At 64.8% G+C, this 14,727-nt stretch carries 14 protein-coding genes; 12 read left to right on the top strand and 2 right to left on the bottom strand.

Annotation, left to right across the window (positions count from 1 at the left end; genetic code table 11):
• Positions 1-178 precede the first annotated feature (178 nt).
• The 4 genes from CV770_RS04420 (at position 179) to CV770_RS04405 (ending at position 4,692) form a co-directional block, all read left to right on the top strand.
• Positions 179-1,399 (top strand): LL-diaminopimelate aminotransferase, encoded by a 1,221-nt coding sequence (locus CV770_RS04420; protein WP_018323057.1) that lies wholly within the window; start codon positions 179-181, stop codon positions 1,397-1,399.
• Positions 1,400-1,428: 29 nt separating this feature from the next.
• Positions 1,429-2,745, top strand: coding sequence for a homoserine dehydrogenase (locus tag CV770_RS04415; protein WP_091956832.1), 1,317 nt, complete (start codon positions 1,429-1,431; stop codon positions 2,743-2,745).
• A gap of 80 nt (positions 2,746-2,825) precedes the next feature.
• A complete protein-coding gene (glpX, locus tag CV770_RS04410; protein ID WP_018323059.1) occupies positions 2,826-3,827 on the top strand; it encodes a class II fructose-bisphosphatase in 1,002 nt (333 codons plus the stop codon).
• Positions 3,828-3,972: 145 nt separating this feature from the next.
• Complete coding sequence (locus tag CV770_RS04405) at positions 3,973-4,692, top strand: haloacid dehalogenase type II (RefSeq protein WP_104461454.1); 720 nt, start codon at positions 3,973-3,975, stop codon at positions 4,690-4,692.
• A gap of 75 nt (positions 4,693-4,767) precedes the next feature.
• On the opposite strand, the gene CV770_RS04400 is transcribed toward CV770_RS04405, so the two are convergent.
• A complete protein-coding gene (locus CV770_RS04400; RefSeq protein ID WP_091956830.1) occupies positions 4,768-5,739 on the bottom strand; it encodes an MBL fold metallo-hydrolase in 972 nt (323 codons plus the stop codon).
• A 225-nt stretch (positions 5,740-5,964) separates the two neighbouring features.
• A complete protein-coding gene (locus tag CV770_RS04395; protein ID WP_165637351.1) occupies positions 5,965-6,630 on the bottom strand; it encodes a GntR family transcriptional regulator in 666 nt (221 codons plus the stop codon).
• A gap of 120 nt (positions 6,631-6,750) precedes the next feature.
• On the opposite strand from CV770_RS04395, the gene CV770_RS04390 reads away from it, so the two are divergent.
• The 8 genes from CV770_RS04390 to CV770_RS04355 all read left to right on the top strand — a co-directional run bounded on the left by CV770_RS04390 (position 6,751) and on the right by CV770_RS04355 (position 14,687).
• On the top strand, positions 6,751-7,545 hold the full coding sequence (locus CV770_RS04390) for an enoyl-CoA hydratase/isomerase family protein (protein WP_104461453.1): 795 nt from the start codon (positions 6,751-6,753) through the stop codon (positions 7,543-7,545).
• A 10-nt stretch (positions 7,546-7,555) separates the two neighbouring features.
• Complete coding sequence (locus tag CV770_RS04385) at positions 7,556-8,815, top strand: CaiB/BaiF CoA transferase family protein (RefSeq protein WP_104461452.1); 1,260 nt, start codon at positions 7,556-7,558, stop codon at positions 8,813-8,815.
• A gap of 55 nt (positions 8,816-8,870) precedes the next feature.
• On the top strand, positions 8,871-9,863 hold the full coding sequence (locus tag CV770_RS04380) for a Bug family tripartite tricarboxylate transporter substrate binding protein (protein ID WP_091956826.1): 993 nt from the start codon (positions 8,871-8,873) through the stop codon (positions 9,861-9,863).
• Between the two features lie 248 nt (positions 9,864-10,111).
• Positions 10,112-10,594 carry a tripartite tricarboxylate transporter TctB family protein gene (locus CV770_RS04375; protein ID WP_091956825.1) on the top strand — a complete coding sequence of 161 codons (483 nt, stop codon included), beginning with the start codon at positions 10,112-10,114 and terminating at the stop codon, positions 10,592-10,594.
• 10 nt (positions 10,595-10,604) lie between these two features.
• Complete coding sequence (locus CV770_RS04370) at positions 10,605-12,143, top strand: tripartite tricarboxylate transporter permease (RefSeq protein WP_091956824.1); 1,539 nt, start codon at positions 10,605-10,607, stop codon at positions 12,141-12,143.
• Complete coding sequence (locus CV770_RS04365) at positions 12,140-13,144, top strand: 4-hydroxythreonine-4-phosphate dehydrogenase PdxA (protein WP_104461451.1); 1,005 nt, start codon at positions 12,140-12,142, stop codon at positions 13,142-13,144. The genes CV770_RS04370 and CV770_RS04365 overlap by 4 nt, the downstream gene beginning before the upstream one ends.
• A gap of 340 nt (positions 13,145-13,484) precedes the next feature.
• Entirely contained in the window at positions 13,485-13,613 is a 129-nt protein-coding gene (locus tag CV770_RS43845; RefSeq protein ID WP_283807988.1) for a hypothetical protein, read from the top strand.
• Between the two features lie 12 nt (positions 13,614-13,625).
• Positions 13,626-14,687, top strand: a complete 1,062-nt coding sequence (locus tag CV770_RS04355) for a glycosyltransferase family 4 protein (protein WP_091956821.1) — start codon at positions 13,626-13,628, stop codon at positions 14,685-14,687.
• Positions 14,688-14,727: the final 40 nt, after the last annotated feature.

Below are 14,727 nucleotides of genomic sequence, written 5' to 3'. Positions count from 1 at the left end.
TGCTAAAAGACCACGGTTCAGCCGAGAGTCAGGGCGAACGACTTCAGTCTTTGTCGTCGATGATTGCTCTAAGCATTTGATTTTGAGTAATTTTCACGACGAAAATGGACGCCTTTCCGAAGCGCCGTCCCGGCCTGTCGATTCTGTCCTGACCGGTTGCCCCGGAGCCCAGAGAGCCATGGAAGAATTTTACCGCATCCGCCGCCTTCCGCCTTACGTGTTCGAGCAGGTCAATAGGGCCAAGGCGGCCGCGCGGAATGCCGGCGCCGACATCATCGACCTCGGGATGGGCAATCCGGATCTGCCGGCCCCCTCGCATGTGCTGGAAAAGCTGAAGGAGACGCTGGGCAAGCCGCGCACCGATCGCTACTCGGCGTCTCGCGGCATCCCCGGACTGCGCCGGGCCCAGGCTGGCTACTACGCCCGCCGCTTCGGCGTGAAGCTCAACCCCGATACCCAGATCGTCGCGACGCTGGGCTCGAAGGAGGGCTTTGCCAACGTGGCGCAGGCGATCACCGCGCCCGGTGACGTCATCCTCTGTCCGAACCCGAGCTACCCGATTCACGCCTTCGGCTTTTTGATGGCGGGCGGCGTGATCCGCTCGGTGCCTTCCGAGCCGACGCCGCAGTTCTTCGAGGCGGTGGAGCGGGCGATCGTGCATTCGATTCCTAAGCCGCTCGCGCTCGTCGTCTGCTATCCCTCGAACCCGACCGCCTATGTGGCGAGCCTCGACTTCTACAAGGACCTCGTCGCCTTCGCGAAGAAGCACGAGATCCTGATCCTGTCCGATCTCGCTTATGCCGAGGTCTATTTCGACGAGAACAATCCGCCGCCCTCGGTGCTCCAGGTGCCCGGCGCGATGGACGTCACCGTCGAATTCACCTCGATGTCGAAGACCTATTCGATGGCCGGCTGGCGCATGGGTTTTGCCGTCGGCAATGAGCGCGTGATCGCGGCGCTCGCCCGCGTCAAATCCTATCTCGATTACGGCGCCTTCACGCCGGTGCAGGTCGCGGCGACCGCCGCACTGAACGGTCCGGACGATTGCATCAAGGAGATGCGCGACACCTACCGCAAGCGCCGCGATGCGCTGGTGGAATCGTTCGGTCGCGCCGGCTGGGAGATCCCACCGCCGGAGGCCTCGATGTTCGCCTGGGTGCCGCTGCCCGAAGCCTTCCGCAGCGTCGGCAGCATGCAATTCGCGACCCTGATGGTGGAGAAATCCGGCGTTGCGGTCTCGCCCGGCGTCGGCTTCGGCGAGCATGGTGAAGGATATGTCCGCATCGCCATGGTGGAAAACGAGCAACGGATCAGGCAGGCCGCGCGCGGCGTGCGACGCTTCCTTGAAAGCGGCATCGAAACGTTGCACAACGTCGTTCCGCTCGCCAATCGGCGTTAAGTTCTCTTCGGCAGGTTTTCTAAGTCATCATGGTTGCACCCCTGAAAGTGGGCATTGCGGGGCTCGGCACCGTGGGCGCCGAAGTTGTCCGTCTGATTGAAACGCAGGCCCGCGTGCTCGCAGGCCGCAGCGGCCGCGGCATCCGCGTCGTCGCCGTCACCGCGCGCTCGAAGGCGAAGAAGCGCGGGATCGACCTGCGCGGCGTCGAATGGGTCAAGGATCCCATGGCACTGGCCACGCATCCCGGCATCGATTGCTTCGTCGAACTGATGGGCGGCGCCGGCGATCCCGCGCTGTCGGCCGTCGAGGCCGCGCTCAGCGCCGGCAAGTCGGTCGTCACCGCCAACAAGGCGCTGCTCGCGAAGCACGGTTTGAAACTGGCGAAAGGCGCTGAAAAGCACGGCGGTGCGCTGAATTACGAGGCAGCGGTCGGCGCCGCGATCCCCGTCATCAAGACGTTGCGCGAGGGACTTGCCGGAACCGGCGTCAACCGCGTTTATGGCATCCTCAACGGCACCTGCAATTACATCCTGACCCGGATGGAGCAGGAAGGCCTGTCCTTCGCCGAATGCCTCGCGGATGCGCAGCGGCTCGGTTATGCCGAAGCCAACCCGTCCTTTGACGTCGACGGCCATGACACCGCGCAAAAACTCGCCATTCTCGCCAGCCTCGCTTTCGGCACGAAAGTTGCTCAAAGCGCGGTGTATGTCGAAGGCATCTCCTCCATCGCGCCGGAAGATCTGCGCGCGGCGGCCGATCTCGGCTACCGCGTCAAGCTGCTCGGCGTTGCGGTGCGCACCGCCAAGGGCATCGAGCAGCGCGTGCATCCGACCATGGTTCCGAAATCCTCCTCGATCGCGCAGGTGATGGGCGTCACCAATGCGGTCACGATCGACGGCGAGGGCATTCCGCCGATCACGCTGGTCGGCCCCGGCGCCGGCGGTGCCGCGACGGCATCCGCCGTCGTCGCCGATATCGCCGATGTCGCGCGCGGAATCCGCGCCAATCCGTTCGGCCGGCCCATTTCTCATTTGCGCGACACCAAGAAGGCGCCGATGGAGCGGCACGAGGGCGGCTATTACATCCGCCTCCTGGCGCGCGATTTTCCCGGCACCGCGGCTGCGATCGCGACCCGGCTGGCAGAGCAGAAGATTTCGATCGAGTCGATCGTGCAGCGTCATCCCAATGGCGGCGCTGCGCCAGCCGACGGCAAGGCGGTTCCTGTGCCCGTCATCCTGATCACCTATGCGACGCATGAGGACGCGGTGCGCCGCGCGCTCGCCGCCGTGCAGAAGGACAAGGTGATCAGCGGACGGCCGCAGGTGATACGAATCGAGAAGAATTGACACGGTTCGAACGAACTGTGGGTGTTACGAGTTGATACGGACGGAGATTTCCGTCCCAAACGTTTCGAAGGAGTGAGCCGATGTCGACCCATATTTCAGTCCCGCCGCACGCGTTGCTCGAGCGCATCCTTACGCTGGAGATCGTGCGGGTGACAGAGCGGGCGGCAGTGTCGTCGGCGCGGTTGCGCGGGCACGGCAATGAAAAGGCCGCCGACCAGGCTGCGGTGGATGCGATGCGCCGCGAGCTCAACAAGCTCCCGATCGAGGGCACCATCGTGATCGGCGAGGGCGAGCGCGACGAGGCGCCGATGCTCTTCATCGGCGAGAAGGTAGGCCTGAACGCCGGCCCGCAGGTCGACATCGCGGTCGATCCGCTCGAAGGCACCACGCTGTGCGCCAAGAACATGCCGGGCTCGATCGCCACGATGGCGATGGCCGACGGCGGCACGCTGCTGCACGCTCCCGACGTCTACATGCAGAAGCTCGCGATCGGGCCGGGCTACAACAAGGGCGTCGTCGATCTCGATGCAACGCCGGCCGACAACGTCCGCCGTCTCGCCAAGGCCAAGGGTGTCCAGCCCGACGGCATCACGGTTCTGGTGCTCGATCGTCCGCGCCATGCCAGCATCATCGAGAGCGTACGCTCGACCGGCGCTGCCGTGCGCCTCATCACCGACGGCGACGTTGCCGGCGTGATCCATTGCGCCGATCCCGACAATACCGGCGTCGACATGTATCTCGGCACCGGCGGTGCGCCGGAAGGCGTGCTCGCGGCCGTGGCACTGCGTTGCATCGGCGGCCAGATGCAGTGCCGTCTGATCCTCGATTCCGACGAGAAGCGCGAGCGCGCGGCCAAGATGGGCGTCAACGATCCCAAGATGATCTACGGCATCGAGGACATGGCGCGCGGCGACTGCCTGTTCGCCGCCACCGGCGTTACCACGGGCTCGCTGCTCTCGGGCGTCAAATTCCGCAAGGATGGCGTGATCGAGACCGAAACTGTGGTGATGCGCTCCGTCACCGGCACCGTGCGCTACATCAAGGCCGAGCATCGCGAGCTGGCGAAGTTCCATCTGGACTAAGTAAGGATAACTGCCCGTCATTGCGGGGCGACGCAAAGCGTCGAGCCCGGAATCCATAGGGTGGCAGAGTCTGAGGCGATATGGATTCCGGGTTCGCGCTCCGCGCGCCCCGGAATGACCAACGATAAGAACACGAGGAAGCGCCATGTCCGAACTCTCCGCCGTCAAAGCCTTGGTGTTCGACGTGTTCGGCACCGTCGTGGACTGGCGCACCAGCCTGATCTCCGACTTCATGTGGTGGAGCAGGCAGCGCGGCATCAGCGCCGACTGGACCGCTCTGGTCGATGGCTGGCGCGGCATGTACATGGCCTCGATGGACGAGGTGCGCAGACATCCCGAGCGCGGCTATGTCATGCTCGACGATCTGCACCGCCGCTCGCTGGAGAAGCTGGTCGCGCAGTTCGCGATCAAAGGCCTCACCGAGGCCGATCTCGATCATCTCACCAAGGGCTGGCATCGCCTCAATCCCTGGCCGGACAGCGTCGCGGGCCTGACGCGGCTGAAGTCGAAATTCGTGATCTCGCCGCTGTCGAACGGCAATGTCGCGCTGCTCACCAACATGGCGAAGTTCGCTGGCCTGCCTTGGGACCTCATCATGTCGGCCGAACTGTTCGAGCACTACAAGCCCGATCCCGAGACCTATCTCGGCGCAGCAAAGCTGCTTTGCCTCAAGCCGGAGGAGGTGATGATGGTCGCTGCCCACAACGGCGATCTCGCGGCCGCCCAGAAGAACGGGCTGAAGACCGCGTTCGTCGCACGGCCGACGGAGTACGGTCCGCTCCAAAAGGTCGATTTCGAAGCCACCGGCAATTGGGACATCGTCGCCAAGGACTTTGGCGGGATCGCCGATAGGCTCGGCTGCTAGCCGGCATCTCGATAGGATGTACGCGGCCAGCAATGGTCCGGACGGCACGCGCCGCCCGGACCTGATCTCGAGAACCTACAGCGTCATCTGCATCGGTTCGGGATAATAGTGGAAGCCCTCACCGGCCTTGGCGACATGACCGTAGCCTGGCCAGGCAAAGTGATAGGACATCACCGGGGTCTTGTTGGCCGCCAGCATCGTCAGCAGTTTGACGCGCGATTCCGCCGCCTGCTTCGGGTCGGTGTCGTAGGAGAATTCCATGCGCGGCCGCTCGAGCAGCAGCACGGAATGGTGCGAGAGGTCGCCGAGGAAGGCGAAGGACTTGCCGGCCGACGACACCATGAAGATGGTGTGGCCGACGGTGTGACCGGGCGCGGAGATCGCCTGGACCCCCGGCAGGAATTCCTGGCCGTCCTTGAAGAACACGATCCTGTCGCGGACCGGCAGCAGATTCTTGCGGGCGTGAACCACGAAGTCCTTGGCCGGGCTGCCGAGCTTGCCTTCGTCGGTCCAGAAATCGAAATCGGTCTGTGAGATGTAGATCTGTGCGTTCGGAAACAGCGGCTTGCCGCCTTCGTCGACGATGCCGCCGATATGGTCGATATGGGCATGCGAGCACACCACGGCATCGATGTCCCCCGGCTTGATGCCGGCCTCGGTCATGCTCTTCTGCTGCCGGCCGGTGCTGGCGCCGAACATCTTCGATGAGCCCATGCCGGTATCGAACAGGATGAGCTTGTCGCCGGTGTTCACGATCGGCGAGTTCTGTTCGAGCACGACGTTGTCCGGCGACAGGAAATTGTCCGCCAGCATCTTCTTCACCTCTTCCTTGGGAACGCCGGTGAAGGTTCCGGAGGGATCGCCGAGCGGCAGCGGCCCGTCGGACACGACGGTGACCTCGGCATCGCCGAGAACGAAGCGGTGCCAATAGGGAGTCTGGGTGCCAAGCTTGGGTGCCCGCGCCATAGCGCTGGTGCCGAGCATGGCGCTGGCACCAAGGCCCGCTCCAAGCGCGAGTAGGGATCGACGGGAGACATCGACTGTCATGCGTTTCCTCGCTTTTGTCTTTTGTTTTGCGCGATTGTTCGCGCGTGGGGACCGGCCTGATCGGCCGCGCGGCCGCAGGTCGGCAGAGAAGTATGCTGCTCCGGCCGCGACAAGCTAGCAAGTGGAATTAGTGCGCAGATTCACGCGGAGCGAGAACGAGCCGCGGCAGCGGGCCGGCCGCGTGTGGACGCGCGCTCCGCTGGCCAGGACAACGCGAATTGCGCCTTACGCAATTCTCAGCATGAGATCGGTCCCTTCCGTCTCGGCAAAGCCAGCCTGCAGGACTTCCTCGCGCTTGTGGCGGAGATGCGCGCGCAGAATGTGAGAGAGGCCGGCGCCGTCGCGGCGCTGGAGCGCGTTCAGGATGGCGTCATGCTCCTTCACGGCGAGCGCCCAGCGCTGCGGCGTCATCGGCGTGACGTAGCGCGCGCGCCGGATGCGCGCTGTTACTGATGTGTAGAGCCCCGCGAGCACGGGATTTCCGGCTGCGGTGACGATGGCCTCGTGGATGGCGCGATTGCCGCGGTAGTACTGGATCAGATCGCCGTCGCGATAATGCAGCACCATGGCCGCATGCGCGGCGGCGATCTCGTCGATCTCGGCGTCCGTGATGCGCTCGCAGGCGAGCTCGCCGGCGAGGGCCTCCAGGCCCTGGCAGACCTCGAACAGGTCGCGCATGTCCTTGTCGGTCAGTTTTGCTGCGCGTGAGCCGCGATGCGGCAACAGCTGCACGAGGCCTTCGGCGGCCAGCACCTTGAGCGCCTCGCGCAGCGGCGTGCGCGAGATCTCCAACCGTTCACATAGCTCGCGCTCGGGAATCCGCGCGCCAGGCGGGATTTCGCCATCGAGCAGGATGGCGCGGATACGGCCGACGACTTCCTCGTGAAGCATGGGGACCAGCGCTCCAATTTTGAATGCAAAACTGGGATAATCGATTGGTGTTCTGAAGTTCCAGCTTGCTAATCGCAGATTTTGCATTCAAAAATGTAAAAAACAAGAGGATATGAGGAAATGGACCTGGCGATGGAGGCAGACGACCTCGTTTTTGAATGCAATGACGGCATCGGGCGGATCACCTTCAACCGTCCGCAGGCCCGCAACGCCTTCACCTTCGCCATGTACGAGCGGCTCGCCGCGATCTGCGAGGAGGCCAACAGCGATCATGCGATCAAGGTGCTGGTGCTGCGCGGAGCCGGCGACAAGGCCTTTGCGTCCGGCACCGACATCAATCAGTTCCGCGAGTTCAAGACGCCGCAGGATGCGATCGACTACGAGAACCGCATCGATCGGGTGCTGACCACGCTCGAACAGTGCCGCGTGCCGACCATCGCGGCGATCAACGGCTTTTGCACCGGCGGCGGCGCCGGCATCGCTGCGGCCTGCGACCTGCGCATCGGCACGGCAAGCGCGAAGATCGGATTCCCCATCGCCCGGACGCTCGGCAATTGCCTGTCGATGTCCAATGTCAGCCGTCTTACCGCACTCATTGGCGCCGCGCGCGTCAAGGACCTGATCTTCACCGCACGCCTCGTCGACGCCGCGGAGGCTGCAAGCGTTGGGCTGCTCGGCGAGGTGGTCGAGGATCTTGCCGCGCTGGACAAGCGCGCCGACGAGGTCGCCAGGCTCGTCGCCAGTCATGCGCCGTTGACGCTAAATGCGACCAAACAGGCGGTGGCCCGCCTGCAACGGCGGCTGACAAGGGACGAAGGCGAGGACCTCATCCTGATGTGCTACACGAGCCAGGATTTTCGCGAAGGGCTCGATGCTTTCCTCAACAAGCGCGCCCCGCAGTGGCGCGGTCAATAGGACGGGCCCGATGCAAAGCGATCGATCGCAATCCAACTCGCGCCGTTCGGGACCGCTGGCCGGCCTTAGGGTCGTCGACCTCACCCATGTCATGGCCGGGCCGACCTGCACCCTGATGCTCGCCGACATGGGCGCCGACGTCATCAAGATCGAGAAATCGCCGAACGGCGACGACACCCGCCATTCGGTGCCGCCGAAGATCGGCGAGGAGGCGGCCTCCTTCCTGATGATGAACCGCAACAAGCGCGGCATCGTGCTGGATCTGAAGACCGAGGGCGGCAAGCAAGTGCTGCGGCGGCTGATCGCGGACGCCGACGTGCTGGTCGAGAACTTTGCGCCGGGCGCGATGGAGCGCCTCGGCTTCGGCTACGAGGCGTTGCACCAGCAATTCCCGGCGCTGATCTACTGCTCGCTGTCGGGCTTCGGCCGCACCGGCCCCTACAAGCACCGCCGCGGTTTCGATCTCGTCGCGCAGGCCATGAGCGGCATCATGAGCTTTACCGGCGAGCGCCCCGATGGGCCGCCCGTCAAATGTGGCCCGCCGCTGTCCGACATCACCGCCGGCCTGCTCGCCAGCATGGGCATCCTCGCGGCCTATACGCACCGCCTCAAGACCGGCGAGGGGCAGTGGGTCGAGACCTCGCTCTATGAAGCCGCCCTGGTGCAAACCTATTGGCAGTCGACCATTGCGCTCGCCGCGGGGACCGCGCCGCGCGCGATGGGCTCGGCCCATCCGCTCAATGCGCCTTATCAGGCGTTCGAAGCGTCCGACGGCTGGCTCGTGGTCGGCGGCGCCAACAAAAAGCACTGGCTCTTGATGCTGGAAGCCCTTGGCGCCAGCGAACTCGCCGCCGATCCGCGCTTCGTCACCGGCGCCGACCGCATGGCCAATCTGAAGGTGCTCGAAGCGGTCCTGAGCGAGCGCTTCCGCACGAAATCGCGGGCGCACTGGCTCGCGGCGCTGGACGAGAAGGGCGTGCCTTGCGGACCCGTGCACGACATGCTGGAGGCGCTCAGCGATCCCCAGACTCTGGCGCGCGAGATGGTCGTCGAGGTCGAGCATTCCACGCTCGGCCCGGTGAAGACGATCGGTCTTCCCGTCAAGTTTTCGGAGACCCCAGGCAAAGTCCTCTCGGGCGCGCCGGTCTATGGTGAGCATACGAGCGAGGTGCTGGCCGAGTACGGGTTCGACCAGAAGCAGATCGAAGCGCTCGAAAAAGAAGGCGCAATCGTCCTGGCATCAGGAAGGAGCGAGGAGCGCGTCGCCTGATCGGACGTCGATAGGACAGACAACAATAAGAGACAAAAATCAGCTGGAGGAAATCATGGGTCGGACGTCGATATTTATGCTCTCCGCAGCCGCGACGATGCTCGCCGGCACGATGCCGGCGCTCAGCGCCTGGCAACCGCAAAAGCCGATCGAGTTCGTCGCCACCGCCGGGCCCGGCGGCGGGACCGACAATCTCGCGCGCGCGGTGCAGAACATCATCACCAAGCACAAGCTGACGGAGCAGCCGATCGTCGTCGTCAACAAGGGCGGTGGCAGCGGAGCCGAAGGCTATGTCTACGGCAAGGCCTCCGCCGGCGATCCCTACAAGGTCATCTTCGGCACCTCGAACGCGTGGCAGCAACCGCTCGTCTCCAAGGTCGCCTTCAACTACACCGATCTCACGCCCGTAGCGGCCATGGCGCAGGACGAGTTTTTGCTCTGGGTCAAGCAGGACGCACCCTACAAGACGGCGGGTGACTATCTGAAGGCGGCCGGGTCGGGCGAGTTCAAGATGGGCGGCGCCCAGTCGAAGGACACCGACGAGGTGCTGACGCGCATGATCGAGAAGGCCGGCAAGGTCAAGCTGACCTATATCCCCTTCAAGAGCGGCGCCGAGACCGCCGTGCAGCTCGCCGGCGGACATCTTGACTCCCACGTCAACAATCCCAGCGAAAGCCTCGGGCAATGGCGCGGCGGCACGCAGCGGCCGCTGTGCGTTTTCAGCCCGAAGCGGTTGCCGCAGGGCGCCAAGGTCACCGCGACCGAAGGCTGGGGCGACGTTCCGACCTGCGTCGAGCAGGGGCTCGACATCAAGCAATATGAGCAGCCGCGCACGGTGTGGTTGCCCGGCAAGGTTACGCCGGACCAGGCCGCGTTCTATGTCGATCTTATGAAGAAGGTGCAGGCGACGCCGGAGTGGAAGGACTACATCGAGAAGACCTCCCAGGTCGACACGTTCCTGACGGGTGTCGAGTTCGACAAGTTCATCAAGCAGGACCTCGAACACGTCAAGCAGGTGGCGGGCGAGCAGGGCTGGCTGGTGAAGTGAGGCGGGGCGCGCCTCAAACTCCGCTGTCGTCCCGGCCTAGCGCGCAATTGCGCGCGGAGGCGCCGGGACCCATACCGCGTGATCTCTCCATAGGCGACGGTCGTCGTACCGATGCGAATTCAACTCCGAGTCTTCGTCAAACTCCTCCCTGGGGTTATGGGTCCCGGCTTTCGCCGGGACGACACCGAGCGCTGGGAAAGTGCGTGCGTGATAATCGACCGCTGTACGCGGCCTGAGCGGAGCCCCCCATGATCTCACGCCGCGCGCTTGAACTTGCGACTGCCGTGCTCACCGGCGGCTTCGGGGTGTCCGTCGTGGTGTCGAGCCTCGACAACGGCATTGGCTGGTCGAGCGCGGGCGTGGACGCCGGCACGTTCCCGTTCCTGACCGGCATCATCATCGTGCTCGGCAGCCTCTACAACCTGGTGCGGGGCGTGCTGCCGGTTGCGTCCCTGGCAAACGTTCCCATCGCGATCACGCCGATCGAGCTGCGCCGGCTCGCCGGCCTGTTCGTGCCCGCCGCGATCTTCGTAGCCGCGATTCCCCTCGCCGGGATGTACGTCGCCTCGTCGCTGTATGTCTTCGCGGTGCTGGCGATCCCCAGGCACCAATCCGTGCCGCGCGCGCTCGCCATGGCGGCGGCGACGGCACTCGCGCTCTACGTCGTGTTCGAGCGCATGTTCCAGGTGAGCTTGCCGCACGGCGCGCTCGCAGCCGCCCTCGGGTTCTGACGGAGGGCCGATGGACAATCTCAGCGAACTTCTCCACGGCTTCACCATCGCGGTCACCGTGCCGCACCTGGTGCTGATGGTCGTCGGCGTGCTGCTCGGCATTCTCGTCGGCGTGCTGCCGGGGCTGGGTGCGCCGAATGGGGTGTCGCTGCTCCTGCCGCTGACCTTTGGCATGCAGCCGGTGTCGGCGATCATTCTGCTCTCCAGCATGTATTGGGGGGCGTTGTTCGGCGGCTCGGTCACCTCGATCCTGTTCAACATTCCCGGCGAGCCGTCGTCGGTTGCGACCACCTTCGACGGCTATCCGATGGCGCGTGACGGAAGGCCGACCACGGCGCTCGCCACCGCCTTCGGCTCGGCCGCCTTCGGTGCGCTGATCGGCGTTATCCTGATTACCTTCCTCGCGTCCTGGGTGGCGCAGGTCGCGCTCGCCTTCGGGCCGGCGGAATACTTTGCCGTCTATTTCCTGGCCTTTGCCAGCTTCGTCGGCATGGGCGGCGCCGCGCCGATCAAGACCGTCGTGGCGCTCGCGATCGGCTTTGCGATCGCCGCGATCGGCATCGACACCGTCTCTGGCAGCGTCCGCCTCACCATGGGCGTTGATGAACTCGTCAAGGGCGTGAGCTTCGTCGTCGCGGTGATGGGCCTGTTCGGCATCGGCGAGCTGCTGGTTGCGGTCGAAGAGGAATTCCATGCCCGCGCGGTGTCCTCGAAGATCGACTGGCGCGAGGTGTTCCGCGCGGTCGGCCGCCTGCCGCGGCATGGCGTTGCCTTGCTGCGCAGCGCCGCAATCGGCTGCTGGATGGGGATCACGCCAGGCGGGCCAACCGCGGCCTCCTTCATGAGCTATGGCATTGCCCGCCGCTTCTCGCGCCGCGGCCGCTATTTCGGCACCGGAGAGGTCGAAGGCATCATCTCGCCGGAGACGGCTGACCATGCCGCCGGCACCAGCGCGCTGCTGCCGATGCTCTCGCTCGGCATTCCCGGCTCGGCGACCGCGGCCGTCATGATGGGCGGGCTGATGATCTGGGGCCTCAATCCCGGGCCGATGCTGTTCGTCGACCAGAAGGACTTCGTCTGGGGCCTGATCGCCTCGATGTATGTCGGCAACATCGTCGCCGTCGCCTTGGTCCTGCTAACCGTTCCGGTGTTTGCCGCCTTGATGCGGATTCCCTTCGTCGTCATCGCCCCGCTGATCGTGATCATCTGCGTCGTCGGCGCCTATTCGGTGTCGAACTCCTATCTCGACGTGGTCATGATGCTCGGCTTTGGCATCGTCGGCTATCTCTTCAAGAAGCTGTTCTATCCCTTGGCGCCGCTCGTGCTCGCCATCGTCATCGGCGACAAGGCCGAGGATGCGTTCCGGCAGTCGATGCTGATGTCGAAGGGATCGCTCGGGATCTTCTTCGCGAACAAGCTGGTGACATGCCTGATCATGGCCGGCATCGCGCTGCTGCTGCTTCCGCTCGTGCTGCAGCTCGCGCGCCTCTGGCGCAAACCCGCATCCCCCGCGACCGAAACGACGGCCCAGGAGAAGGTGATCATATGACCGCAAAGCCGCTGATTGCATTGGCCATGGGAGACCCCGCCGGCATCAGCCCGGAGCTGACGGCCAAGCTGGTGGCGCAGGACGACATCCGCGCGAGCTGCCAGCTCGTCGTGATCGGCGACCGCCGCATCTTCGAGGAGGGCGCGCGCATTGCCGGCGTCAAGCCGGCGCTGAAGATGTCGGAGCAGGGGGCCGATCTTCGCGCGGCGAAGGGCGAGGCGCTGTTTGTCGATCTCGGCCATCTCGATCCCAAGGAGGTCGAGCCGAAGACCGCGACCTTTGCCGGCGGCAGGTTCGCGCTGGCCAACTACAAAAACGCGCTCGAGCTCGGCCGCGACGGCCATATCGATGCGGTCTGCTTCACCCCCTTCAACAAGCAGGCGATGCGGCTCGCGCGCGCCGAGTACGACGACGAGATCGCATTCTCTGCGGAGGTGGTCGGACTCAAGTCGGCGGCGAGCGAGTTCAACGTGCTGGACCGGCTCTGGAACGCGCGGGTGACCTCGCACATCCCGCTGAGGGACGTTGCTGCAAACCTGTCCAGCGAACGCATCCATCGCGCGCTCAAGCTGACCGATTCCTGCATGCGCAACGCCGGCTTCGCGCGGCCGCGGATCGCGGTGGCCGGTCTCAATCCACATGCTGGCGACGGCGGCAATTTCGGTCGCGAGGAGATCGACATCATCGCGCCCGTGGTCGCGGCCGGTCAGCGCGAGGGCATCGCCGCGGAGGGACCGTTCCCGGCCGACACCGTCTTCCTGCGCGCCAAAGCCGGCGCCTTCGATGCGGTGCTGACGATGTATCACGACCAGGGCCAGATCGCGATGAAGCTGATGGGCTTCGATCGCGGCGTGACCATGCTCGGCGGCTTCCCTTTCCCGATCTGCACGCCCGCGCACGGCACCGCCTACGACATCGCAGGGCAGGGCATCGCTTCGATCGGCGCCAGCCACGCCGCGTTGCTCCTCGCCGTGGAGATGGCCGCTCGCCGCGCCGCCTGATTTGCACGCGCAGGCAGTGAGCGCTTGCTGCGCTCGCCTTGCGGGCAGGATTAGACTTTCGGGAAAAACTGGAAACTTCCGCCGTCGCGACGAGTTGGCGTCCCATGGATATCTCCAGTGGGAGCTGGGAAGATGGTCGACGACGACCCGCTACGAACGGCGGTCGATACCGCTTGGTGCGTGTACCGCGCCAGCATCGCGATGTCGATGCCGCAGACGGCCGTCGCTGCCTGCTCGAGCGTCATTTGCGAGGGAGACGGGAAGCGCGCCAGAGTAACGGCGATGCCCAGGAGCTCACGGGTTTCGGGCTTGCCTATCTCGAGCGGCTTTCGGACGACTCATGCTGAGCCTGATTGAGAGCCTCGCGTGCCGCCTGGCGAGCGCAAGCGCGAGGCCGCAGTGGACGCTGCTCGCGATCTCGAACCTCCTGTCCGCGACCATCGTGCTGATCGTCCGGTCAGCGGTATAGCGGCGGGCTGTCATGCGCATCGCTCAGCTTGCTCCCTTGGCCGAAAGCGTCCCTCCAAAGCTCTACGGCGGCACCGAGCGGGTGGTGGCCTGGCTGGTCGATGAGCTCGTCAAGCTTGGACATGACGTCACGCTGTTTGCGAGCGGCGACTCCCGCACGACTGGCAAGCTTCACCCGGTATGGCCACGCGCGCTGCGACTCGGCCGAAAGGGCGCGGATCCGGGTGCAGCCAACGCAATGCTGCTGGAAGCGATCGCGAAGCGGGCGAGGGATTTCGATGTGATCCATGCGCATATCGACTGGCTGCAACTCCCGTTGCTCAGTCGGCTTGGCGTGCCGTTCATGACGACCATGCACGGTCGCCTCGACTTGCCTGGGTTGCCCGAATTGGTTCGGCAATTCCCCGAGGCTGGTTTCGTGTCGATCTCCGATCATCAGCGCCTGCCGCTTCCGGACGCGAAGTGGATGGGAACCATCCAGCATGGATTGCCGTCGGAGCTGTTGCGCCCCTCCTATGAGGAGGGAGCCTATCTGGCGTTTCTCGGTCGACTGACGGCCGAGAAGGGGCCGGAGGACGCCATCCGCATCGCGCACGCGGCCCGGATGCCTCTGCGTATCGCCGCGAAGATTCCGCGCGCCGAGACCGCCTATTTCAAGAAGCACCTCGAGCCTCAAATCGATGGCGAGAAGATCCAGCTTGTCGGCGAAGTCGATGACGTGAAGAAGCAGGCCTTCCTCGACAGGGCCGCCGCGCTGCTATTTCCGATCGATTGGCCGGAGCCTTTCGGGTTGGTCATGATCGAGGCGATGGCCTGCGGAACGCCTGTGATCGCTTACCGCTCCGGCTCCGTCCCTGAGGTGATCGAGCACGGTGTGACCGGCTTCATCGTCGAGAACGAGGATCAGGCGGTCGAGGCGGTCGGCGAATTGAGCAAGCTGGATCGAAAGAGGGTGCGCGCCCGCTTCGAGGAACGCTTCACCGCATGCCGAATGGCGCGACAGTACGAAGATCGGTACCGCGCGCTGATTGCCACCCCAGATCGAGAATTCACCGCGCAACGGTCGGAAACATGAAGACCCTCTCGAATAAGAATCCGACCCCGGCGGGAGTGCG

Source organism: Bradyrhizobium sp. AC87j1, assembly GCF_002936975.1.
Taxonomy (GTDB): domain Bacteria; phylum Pseudomonadota; class Alphaproteobacteria; order Rhizobiales; family Xanthobacteraceae; genus Bradyrhizobium; species Bradyrhizobium shewense.
The sequence above is the reverse complement of the archived record's forward strand: the minus strand, read 5'-3'. Positions and strand labels throughout refer to the sequence as shown.